Annotated in this window: 4 protein-coding genes; all 4 read right to left on the minus strand. The window is 76.4% G+C overall.

Features of this window, described 5'->3' with window-relative positions; all coding sequences use genetic code 11:
* Nucleotides 1-122: 122 nt before the first annotated feature.
* The 4 genes from mfd to ABT247_RS21930 all read right to left on the minus strand — a co-directional run bounded on the left by mfd (nucleotide 123) and on the right by ABT247_RS21930 (nucleotide 10,037).
* The gene (mfd, locus tag ABT247_RS21915; RefSeq protein WP_350744649.1) at nucleotides 123-3,779 is read right to left on the minus strand and encodes a transcription-repair coupling factor; all 3,657 of its coding nucleotides are present in this window, start codon (nucleotides 3,777-3,779) and stop codon (nucleotides 123-125) included.
* A gap of 802 nt (nucleotides 3,780-4,581) precedes the next feature.
* Nucleotides 4,582-5,931, minus strand: coding sequence for a coiled-coil domain-containing protein (locus ABT247_RS21920; protein WP_350744651.1), 1,350 nt, complete (start codon nucleotides 5,929-5,931; stop codon nucleotides 4,582-4,584).
* 265 nt (nucleotides 5,932-6,196) lie between these two features.
* Nucleotides 6,197-8,968 (minus strand): SUKH-4 family immunity protein, encoded by a 2,772-nt coding sequence (locus ABT247_RS21925; RefSeq protein ID WP_350744653.1) that lies wholly within the window; start codon nucleotides 8,966-8,968, stop codon nucleotides 6,197-6,199.
* Nucleotides 8,969-9,035: 67 nt separating this feature from the next.
* Entirely contained in the window at nucleotides 9,036-10,037 is a 1,002-nt protein-coding gene (locus ABT247_RS21930) for an HNH endonuclease (protein ID WP_350744655.1), read from the minus strand.
* Nucleotides 10,038-10,397 lie beyond the last annotated feature (360 nt).

Here is a 10,397-nt window from a genome sequence, read left to right on the forward strand (position 1 = left end):
CACCGGACCGGCGAGACGCTGCCGGACAGCGTGCTGGCCGAGCTGAAGGCCTTCGACGCGATCCTGCTGGGCGCCATCGGCGACCCGAGCGTGCCCGGGGCCGCCGCCGGCAGCGCGTCCCGCTACTTCTTCGCCCCCGCCAGGTCGTCGAACATGGCCGACAGGAACTCCGTGCACCAGCCGAGCAGTTCCCGGCCGACCAGCGGCTTGCCGCCGATCCGGCCGGTGCTCGGGCGGGGCACCAGCAGCTGCCGGGCCGCCGCCTTGACCTGGCTGCGCGGGTAGAGCCGGTTCAGCCGCAGCTGCTGGGACTCGCGCAGCTCCACCGGGCCGAAGCGGACGTTCGCGCCCTGCAGGGTGATGTCCGAGATCCCGCACCGGCGGGCGTACAGCCGCAGCGCCGCGACCATCAGCAGGTTCTCCACCGGCTCCGGCAGCTTGCCGTAGCGGTCCGTGAGCTCGTCCCGGACCTGCTGGATGTCCGCCTCCGAGTTGACCGCCGCGATCGAACGGTAGGCCTGCAGCCGCAGCCGCTCGCCGGGCGCGTAGTCGTGCGGCACGTGGGCGTCCACCGGCAGCTCGATCTTCACCTCCAGCGGCTCCTCCTCCGGTTCGCCGCCGTTCGCCAGCGACTCGCGGAACTCGGCCACCGCCTCGCCCACCATCCGCATGTAGAGGTCGAAGCCGACCCCCGCGATGTGCCCGGACTGCTCGCCGCCGAGCAGGTTGCCCGCGCCGCGGATCTCCAGGTCCTTCATCGCGACGTACATGCCGGCGCCCATCTCGGTGTGCTGGGCGATGGTGGCCAGCCGCTCGTGGGCGGTCTCGGTGAGCGGCTTCTCCGGCGGGTACAGCATGTAGGCGTAGCCGCGCTCGCGACCGCGCCCGACCCGGCCGCGCAGCTGGTGCAGCTGGGAGAGGCCGAAGGTGTCGCCGCGCTCGACGATCAGGGTGTTGGCGTTGGAGATGTCGATGCCGGACTCCACGATCGTGGTCGACACCAGGACGTCGAACTCCTTCTCCCAGAAGTCGACGACGACCTTCTCCAGCTGGGTCTCCCCCATCTGCCCGTGCGCGGTGGCGATCCGCGCCTCGGGCACCAGGTCCCTCAGCCGGGCGGCGGCCTTGTCGATCGACTCCACCCGGTTGTGGATGTAGAACACCTGGCCCTCGCGCAGGAGTTCGCGCCGGATCGCGGCCGAGATCTGCTTCTCGTCGTACGGCCCGACGAAGGTCAGCACCGGGTGGCGCTCCTCCGGCGGGGTGGTGATGGTGGACATCTCCCGGATGCCGGTGACGGCCATCTCCAGGGTGCGCGGGATCGGGGTCGCGGACATGGTGAGCACGTCCACGTTGGCGCGCAGCTTCTTCAGCTGCTCCTTGTGCTCGACGCCGAAGCGCTGCTCCTCGTCGACGATGACCAGGCCGAGGTCCTTGAACCTGGTCTCGGAGGAGAACAGCCGGTGGGTGCCGATGACCACGTCCACCGAGCCCTCGGACAGCCCCTCCAGGACGGCCTTGGCCTCGGTGTCGGTCTGGAAGCGGGAGAGCGCCTTCACGGTGACCGGGAAGTTGGCGTACCGCTCGGCGAAGGTGGAGAAGTGCTGCTGCACCAGCAGCGTGGTCGGCACCAGCACCGCGACCTGCTTGCCGTCCTGCACCGCCTTGAAGGCGGCCCGCACGGCGATCTCGGTCTTGCCGTAGCCGACGTCGCCGCAGATCAGCCGGTCCATCGGGACGGACTTCTCCATGTCCGACTTGACCTCGGCGATGGTCGTCAGCTGGTCCGGCGTCTCCGCGTACGGGAAGGCGTCCTCCAGCTCGCGCTGCCAGGGGGTGTCCGGCCCGAAGGCGTGCCCGGGGGCGGCCATCCGCGCCGAGTAGAGCTTGATCAGGTCGGCGGCGATCTCCTTGACCGCCTTCTTGGCCCGCTGCTTGGTCTTCGCCCAGTCCGCGCCGCCGAGCCGGTGCAGCGTCGGGGCCTCGCCGCCCACGTACTTGGTGACCTGGTCCAGCTGGTCGGTCGGCACGAACAGCCGGTCACCGGGGTGGCCCCGCTTGGCGGGGGCGTACTCCAGCACCAGGTACTCGCGGGTGGCGCCCTGGACGGTGCGCTGCACCATCTCGACGTACTTGCCGACGCCGTGCGCCTCGTGGACGACGTAGTCGCCGGCCACCAGGGCCAGCGGGTCGATCGCGTTGCGGCGCCGGGACGGCATCCGGCGCATGTCCTTGGTGGAGGACCGCTGGCCGGACAGGTCGGTCTCGGTGATGACGGTGAGCTTCAGCTGCTCGTCCACGAAGCCGTGCTCGATGGAGCCGCAGGAGACGTGGACGACGTCCCGGGTGGGTGCCTCGGCGAGGTCGGCGACCAGTCGGGCCGGGATGCCCTCGTTGCCCAGGACCTCGGCGAGCCGGGAGGCGGGGCCGTGGCCCTCGGTCACCATGACGACCCGCCAGTCGGCGGCCAGCCGCTCCTTGGCGTCGGCGATCGCGCGGGCGGTGTCGCCCCGGTACGCCTCGACGGCGTGCATGCCCAGGGTCAGGGTGGTGGCGTCGCCGAGCCGGTCGGCGTCCGCGCCCGGGACGGCGAGGGAGGCGTCGGCCGTGGACCCGCTGGCCGCGAACGGGCTGACGGACCACCAGGGCAGCCCGATCTCGTCGGCGTGCTCGCGCACCTCCGCGAGCGAGCGCAGCGAGGCGGCCGAGACGTCGATGGCCTCCAGGTCGATCGGCCGGTCCCCGCCCGCCGCCGCCGCGACCCAGGAGGCGTGCAGGAACTCCTGGCTGGTGGCCACCAGATCGGCGGCCCGGGTGCGGACCCGCTCGGGGTCGCAGAGCACCGCCACCGAGCCGAGCGGCAGCACGTCGAGCAGCAGCTCCATGTCGTCCACCAGCACCGGCGCCAGCGACTCCATGCCCTCGACCGCGATGCCCTCGGCGATCTTGTCCAGGATCTCGGCCAGCCCCGGGTGCTGGGCCGAGAGTTCGGCCGCTCGTGCCCGCACCTCGTCCGTCAGCAGCAGCTCGCGGCAGGGCGGCGCCCACAGGCCGTGCTCGGCGATCTCCAGCGAGCGCTGGTCGGCGACCTTGAAGTAGCGGATCTCCTCGACCTCGTCGCCCCAGAACTCCACCCGCAGCGGGTGCTCCTCGGTCGGCGGGAAGACGTCCAGGATGCCGCCGCGCACGGCGAACTCGCCGCGCTTCTCCACCAGTTCGACCCGCGCGTAGGCGGCCGCGGAGAGCCGGCGGGCCACCTCCTCCAGGTCGTGCGACTCGCCGCGCCGGACGGCCACCGGCTCCAGCTCGGCCAGGCCCTTGACCTGCGGCTGCAGCACCGAGCGGACCGGGGCGACGACCACCTGCACCGGCCCGGCCGCCGGGTCGTCGGCCCGCGGGTGGACGATCCGCCGCAGCACGGCCAGCCGGCGGCCGACGGTGTCCGAGCGGGGCGACAGCCGCTCGTGCGGCAGGGTCTCCCAGGCCGGGTACTCGGCGACGGCGTCGGGGGGCAGCAGCGAGCGCAGCGAGGCGGCGAGGTCCTCGGCCTCCCGGCCGGTCGCGGTGACGGCGAGCACCGGGCGGCCCCGGTCGCCGGCGGCCTGTGCGGCCAGCGCGCGGGCCAGCGCGGCGATGGCGAACGGCCGGGCGGCGGGCGGTCCGACCAGGTCCAGGTGGCGGCGGCCGCCGGCCGGGGCGCCGGCAGCGGTGGCCGCCCCGATCGCCTCGGCGAGCGCCGCGTCCCGCGCGACGACATCGAGCAGTCCGGTCAGGCTCATCAGAGGTCTCTTCTTCGTGCCGTGGCTGGTGCTGCCTCCGGGCGGCGGAAGGCCCGCCGGGGCAACGCGAACGGCCCGGCGCGCCGAGCGGCCGGGGGTCTCCAGCCTACGCCGCGGCACCGACGGGCACGCGGCGTACGGCCCCGGCGGGGCCGGGCAGGAGGGATCCGCGGCCCGGGGCCCGGCCGCTGGGGCCCGCCGCCCGGGACGCGACCGCGGACGAACCACTGGACGGAACACCGGTCGCGCGGTGGACGGGCCGCCCGGGCGGTGGGCGGCGGTGGGCTCCGCCATCCGCCACGAACTGGACATACTCCGGTCACTGGCCGTCCATGGAGATCGCGCACCATGGTGAACGTGCCCGCCGCACCCAACCGTGGGGGATGGCTGTGGCGGCACTGTCGCACCACCGATGGGGGTCGGGGGTGCGAGGCCGGGCGACCCTGGGTGGGGGCGCCCGCCCGTTCGCCGGGAACCGTGGCGCCCTTTCCTGGAGGGCGCCACGGGTCTCGGCCTCACCGCTTCGCCCACCCGGCCGCCGCCCGCGCCTACGCGGACCGCAGGACCGCAGGACCACTGAGGCAGCAGGATCGCCGGGGCCGCAGGACCGCTGAGGCAGCGGGACCGCGCCGACCGGTCCCGACCGGCCGGCCACCGTTCCGCCGTCCCGGCCGACCACCGACTCCGGTCGATCGACCGCAACGCGGAGGCCCTGACCGCCCGCACCAGCACGGAGGCGATCAGGGCCCCGGACACCGAACCCGTCCGGCCCGCACCGGCTGACCACCGGCGGGGGCGCGGGTCAGCGGCGGCGGTAGGAGACGGTGTTGGGGGCGGCGTAGCCGCTGCCGTCGTCCACGATGACGATCTTCGGGACGATCCGGGTCTCGTCCTCCGGCTGCGTCCCGGCTCCGGTGCCGCCCTCGGCGTCCCCGCGGTCCTCGGCTTCTCCCGGGCCCGCCACCGGTGCGGGTGGTGCGACCGGCTTCGGCGGTACGGCGACCGGGCCGGTCACCACGGGCCCGGCAGCACCGTTCGCCGCATCGGCCCGGATACCGGCGGCGGCCCCGCCGACCACCGGCTGCCGCGGGGCCGCCGCCTCGGGCGCACGGCCCGGGGCCTGGCCCGGCGCCGGGTCCTTCGCCGCGTCCTTCACCGGGTCCGTGACCGGGATCTCCCCCGTGTCCGCCTCGGAGTCCACCGGCAGCGGCCCGGCCGCCGCGTCCGCCGGGGCGGCCTCCTCGGCGTCGGCCGCCTCCTCCACCGCCTCGATCTGGCCGACCGCGGCACCCGTGAGCGAGGCCAGCGTCGCCTTGATGTGGTCGAGGTGCTGCTGCACGGTTTCCAGCCGGGCGTCGTACTCGCGCTGCTCCTGCTCGCTCGCCGCGTTGATCTTCTCGGCCTCGCGGCGGGCCCGGTCGATCAGCTGGTCGGCCTTGGCCTGGGCGTCGGTCTCCACCTGCTTGATCCGGCCGAGCACCGCCTCCCGGTGCTGCTCGGCCTCCCTGACCCGGCGTTCGGCGGTCGCGGAGACCTCGGCCTCCTCGACCTCGGCCCTGGCCTCGGCCTCGGCGAAGGCCTCGTCGGCCTGGCGGCGCCTGGCGGCCAGCTCGGCCTCGGCGTGCTCGCTCGTCTCGGCGGCGGCCACCCTGACCTTGGCGGCGTAGGCGGTGGCGGCGTCCCGGGTGGCCCGGCTCTCCCGGTCGGCCTCGGCCCGGATGCTCTCCGCCTCGGCGCGGGTGCGCTCCTCGGTGCGCCGCACCGCCGCGTCGGCCTCCGCCCGGACGGTGGCGGCGTACTCCTTGGCCGCCGCGGCGAGCGCCTGCCCGGCCTCGTACGCCTCGTCCCGCAGGTCCTCGGCGAAGCGCTCGGCCCGCTCCTTCACCGCCCGGGCCTCGTTCTGCGCCATCGCGGCCAGTCCGGCGGCCTGCTCGCTGAGCACCTGGTAGTCCGGCTCGGGGGCCTCGTCGGCGGCGCGGCGGATGTCGGCCAGTCGGGCCTCCATCTGCCGGATCCCGGCGCCGAGGACGCTCAGCCGTTCCCACGCCTCGTCGCGCTGCGCGGTCAGGGCGGCGAGCGCCCGGTCGACCTGCTCGGGCGCGTAACCGCGCCGGGCCTGGCTGAAGCCGTGCTGGGGGACGGCATCGCTCATGGGCTCTTCCCCTCGTATCGCGGGCTGCGGAGCCCATGATCGGACGGAACGGACGGATCCGGAACCGGTTCGGAAACCGGGGCCGGATTCGGTCGTCGTGCGGACCGGAACGGTCGAGGACCGGCCGAATAGACCCATCCTCTTGACCTATTTTGCGCAGATCCGGACGAAACCCCAATGAGGCACAGCTGCCCGGGCATGCCGGAGGGGCCGTTCCGGACACCGGGACGACCCCTCCCCACCTGCGAGGATCCGCGACGGTCCGCTACAGCAGACCGTCCCAGAACTGCTCCAGCAGCACGGCCCACCAGGTGTCCGCGTTCTGCAGGGCCGCCGGGTCGATCGCGGCGAGCTGCGCCTGGAAGTCGGTCGTCCAACGACCGGCCTGCTCGGGCGTCAGCCCGTACCGCAGCCGCCACATCCGGCCCAGCAGGGCCAGCGCGCGGACGAACTCCGGTACACCGCTGTTGACGAACCGCGGCGGCTGGCCGGTTCCGTCGACGTCCACGGCGACCACGTTCGCGGTGCCGTACTGGACGCACAGCTGGCGGCCGTAGTCGTTGCCGAGCACCAGGTAGCCGCCGAAGTCCGGGCCGGCCGGCAGGCCGCGCTCGGCGGCCAGCTCGGCGAGGGTCGGGATCGGCCGGCCCTCCTGCGCCTGGGCCCAGAAGAACGGTCCGAAGTCGCGCGGCAGCCCGGCCCACATCAGGGTCTGCGCCACCGGCTCGGGCACGCCCTGGCGGGCGACCGCGCGCTGCTCGTAGCGGAACAGGTTCTGCCCGAAGGCCTGGCCGACCTCCTGGGCGAGCTGCTGCGGCGGCAGCGGGGGCAGCGGCTGGACCGCCCCCGGCGCGGGCAGCGGCACCCGGAACGGGCGGACCCGCTGGGCGCCGGAGGCCAGCTGGTGCAGCTCGTCCAGGTGGTCGAGCAGCTCGGCCATCCCGGCCTGCCGGGAGGCGTGGTCGCGGCCGTACGGCGCGGTGTGGGTGAGCCGCACGTTCGGCCAGGAAGCGGCGATCATGCGGTTGCAGTAGCCGCCGGGCAGGTCGCAGGACTCCAGCTCGGTGTACAGCTCGAGCACCTGCTCCGGCGGCACGTTCAGCCGGCGCAGGTCCTGGAGGATCTTCCACTCCGGGTGCGGCGTGCCGGGCTCGCTGCGGTGCAGCAGCTTCTGCTCCGAGCCGTCCGGGCCGCGGTAGCTGAGCGCGGCGAAGTAGCCCGGACCGACCGCCGGGACCCCGGGCGGGACGGGCGCGCCGCCCTGCGGCGGACCGGTCACCGGGGTCGGCGGGACGACGCCCGGCGCGGCGCCCGCGTTCGGGTAGCCGTAGCCGGCCGCGCCGGCGGCGGGGGCGGCCGGACCGCCGGGCGGCGGCGGGACGGCGGGGCCGCCGGACGGCGGGGTGCCCGGGTCCGCGGGGCCGCCGAGCAGGGCCGGGTCGATCGCGCCGGCCAGCTGGGTCGCCTCGTACGAGATCCCGGCCGCGGGCGCCGCCGGGGTGCCCTGCGCGGCGGGGGCCGGGGCGGCGCCGGCGCGCAGGCCCGCCGGGGGCGGAGGCGGCGGGGTGGAACCGGCCGCCCGCCCGGTGGCACCGCCACCCGGCGCGGCCGGGCCCGGGGTGTGCCGGAGCTCGGCGGGCGGGGGCGGCGGCGGGGCCGAGCCGGAATTGCGGCCCAGCGCGCCCGGCCCGGACCCCGACGGGCTGCCGGAGGCGCCGGACGGACCGCCGCGCAGTGCGGCCGGCGGGGGCGGCGGCGGGGCCGAGTTCGGGTTGCGGCCGGGGCCGCCCGGCGCCGGTGCACCGGCCGGCGCGGCGGCGGGCGCGCCGGGGCCGCCGGGCAGGCCGGCCAGACCGCCGGGCGAGGCCAGCATGGTCGGAGCGTGCTCCACCGGGGCGCCGGCCGACGGCGGGGCGGGCGGGTTGCCCGGCGCGGCGAGCATGGTCGGCGCCTGCTCGACCGGGGCACCGCCCGAGGGCGGGGTGGCCGGGGCACCGGGCAGGCCCACCAGGCCGGGTACGGCGTCCGGCGGCGCGAGCAGCGTCGGTGCCGGCTCGACGGCTGCCGCCGCTGCCGGGGCCGGGACCGCCGAACCGGCGGGCGCGGCGGGCGGACCGGCCGGCGGTTGCCCGCCCGGCGGCGGGACCGGCGGCATTCCGTAGCCACCGCTGCCCGGGGGCATCAGCACGGTCGCCGCCTCGGCGCCGGCCGGGGCGGGCGCGTCCGGCAGGTCCGATCCGGAGGTGCGCAGGCCCTCGGGCATCAGGACGGTCGCCGCCTCGGCGCCGGCCGGAGCGTTCGGCGCGGCGGGGGCCGGAAGGACCGGCGGGACCGGCGCGACCGGCGACGGTGCCGGTGCCGGTGCGGCTGCCGCGGGCTGGGGCGGGAAGGCCGGCTCGTCGCCCGGCGGCGGGGCGAGCATGGTCGGCGCGTCCCCGGCGGGCCGGTCGGAGACCGGCGGCTCGGTCAGCACGGCGGGCGCGGGCGGCACCGGAGCGGCCGGCACCGGCGCGGTCGGCACCGGCGCGGGCAGCTCCTCAGCCGCGACCGCAGCAGGCGCCGGGGCAGGGCCCGGGGCCGGAGCGGCGGCCGGAGCTGGGGCGGCCGCGCCGCCCAGCTTCTGCGCCTCCGCCGCGATCGCCGCGGCCCCCGCCTCCTGCAGCCACTGCGGCGGGCTGAGCAGGAAGGAGGTGGCCTCCACCGGCCCCGGCGCGGGCTTCGCCGCCCCGGCCGGGTTGGCCGCGACCGGCCGCCCGTAGACCTCCTCGTACTGCCGGACCACCTCGTTGACCGGTAGCGCGGGCCACAGCGTGCTGGCCCCGGAGTCCCGGGCGATCACCAGTCGCACCTCGCCCGAGCCGGACGGGCCGGCCCCGGCCGGGTCGCCCGGACCACCGGCCGCGTCCGCGGGCGCGACGGCCCAGCAGACGAAGCCCAGGTCGAACTCCCGGACCCGCACCTCGCGCTGCTGCGCCTGCGGCACGCCGCCGTTGACCCACTCCTCGGCGAGCTCCTGCGCCTGCGCGTACGTCACCACGCCCGGTTCACCCCTGTCCGCATCCTCGTCGTCCCCCGTTCCACCTGCACCACGGCGCCCATCCGCGTCAGCCCACCGGGACGGCCCGGGCGAACCCGCCGTCCACCATCAGCTCCGCGACCGTCTCCAGCTCCGGCGGGCTGCCGGCCAGCCGCAGCAGGAAGGCGTCGAAGTCGTCCCCACAGGGCAGCAGCAGGCGGGCGCAGCGGTCCTCCGGGGCCTCCGGGGCGCCGGAGTCGCGGGCGTCGTCGTACAGGTGGAACCAGACCGAGCCGATCCGGTCGCCGCGCACCTTGAGCGCGACGATGCCGCCCTGGGCGTACGCGATGCCCAGGTAGTCCTTGGTGAGGTGGTCGCGCAGGCACTTGTTGGCGTACACCACGTCCTCGGTGCCGTATTCCTCCGTGAGGGTGAGGAACGGCTGGTCGAGCAGCATGCCCAGTTCGGTGTCCAGCGCCACCCCGACCGGGGCACGGCCGCCGCCCAGCTTGAGGAAGGTCCGGTAGGCGCCGGGCAGCCGGTAGCCGAGGCGCTCCTCGGCCCGCTGCACCAGGTCCTCGGAGACGCCGATCGGGTCGCCGCCGTCCCTGGCCAGCGAGAAGTGGACGGGCCGGCGCTCCTGCAGCGGGCGGGTGCCGCGCCGGGAGTGGTCGGCGGGCGAGGTGGCCAGGCCGCCGTGGTGCCGCAGCAGGGCCTTGACCTCGACCGGGACGAGTTCCATCCGCCGCCAGCCGGGGGCCGCCCGGCCGACGGCGTGGTGCCAGGTCCAGCCGGGCGGGGTGGCGACCGCGGTCTCCAGGTCGGCCCAGAGCGGGTGGCCCTGGGTGAACAGCGCGGCGTTGGCCGAGACGTAGTCGGTCAGCCGCAGTTCGTCCACGCCGAAACCGTCCGGCGGGTCGGCGACCTCGGCCGCCGCGGCGGCGTACGGGCCGAAGTCCGGGTAGCCGGACTCGTCCACCCGGACCCCGGCCGGGTGCCGCTCCGCTCGGACCGGGTCCGGGAACTGCACCACCTGACCTGCGTACGCCGCGTTCGGTGCGGCGGCGACGCCGGGCCGACCTGTCGTCATCTGGGAGCCCCCACTGGCTGCTGCAAACTCTCGGTGCGCTTTCTCGGCACCAGCCTATTGGTTCACCCCGTCGGCCGAACCCCCGCATCCGGCGCCCGCCCCGACACCTCCACGAACGGCGGCCGCCGCGCCCCGGGGCCGCGGGTCGGCGCGCGCAGCGTCCGGGCCGCCCCGCTCGCAAGGCCGGTTCGACGCAGGCGGGTTGGCGGTGGCAGGCACCCGGGAGGGGCGGGCAAGGGGCCGGGTCCGGCCCGTACCGCTCCCGAGCGCCGGGCTCCAACCTCCGGCGCCGACACCCCAGTCGGCCCACGCCCGGCCGGCGTCCGGGCGTCCGGTCCGCGCCCGGCCCGCCGGTGCGGC

The organism is Kitasatospora sp. NPDC001539 (assembly GCF_040298565.1).
In the GTDB taxonomy this organism is placed as follows: Bacteria; Actinomycetota; Actinomycetes; order Streptomycetales; family Streptomycetaceae; genus Kitasatospora.